Source organism: Rhodobacter sp. NTK016B, assembly GCF_017303295.1.
Taxonomy (GTDB): Bacteria; Pseudomonadota; Alphaproteobacteria; order Rhodobacterales; family Rhodobacteraceae; genus Pararhodobacter.
This window is the reverse complement of the sequence record NZ_JAFKOK010000061.1, coordinates 1-260: the sequence shown is the minus strand read 5'-3', so window position 1 is coordinate 260 and position 260 is coordinate 1. Positions and strand designations below refer to the sequence as shown.

The 260-nt window shown below is 70.4% G+C and carries 1 protein-coding gene; it reads right to left on the bottom strand.

Features of this window, described 5'->3' with window-relative positions:
* The coding region (locus tag JI664_RS23700) for a hypothetical protein (RefSeq protein WP_207016254.1) at positions 1 to 260 on the bottom strand (260 nt) is incomplete at both ends.

Here is a 260-nt window from a genome sequence, read left to right as displayed (position 1 = left end):
TGGGGCTGGTTGACCTCGTAATCCACACCAGCGGTCAGCACGGCGCTGTCACTGTCGCGCGTCACGGTGATGGCAGACCACCAGCGCGCGGGCAGCGGGTTCCGCTCCAGATACCGCAGGTTGAGCGTGGTGCCGACGACGCTGGTTGCCCCCACCGCGTCGAAGGTCAGGGCCTGCGACGGCAGCACCTGGTCGCCGTCGAGCGCGCTCACCGACAGGTCGGGCAGCGTGAGCGTGCGCGATGCCTGCCGCCGGGGAAG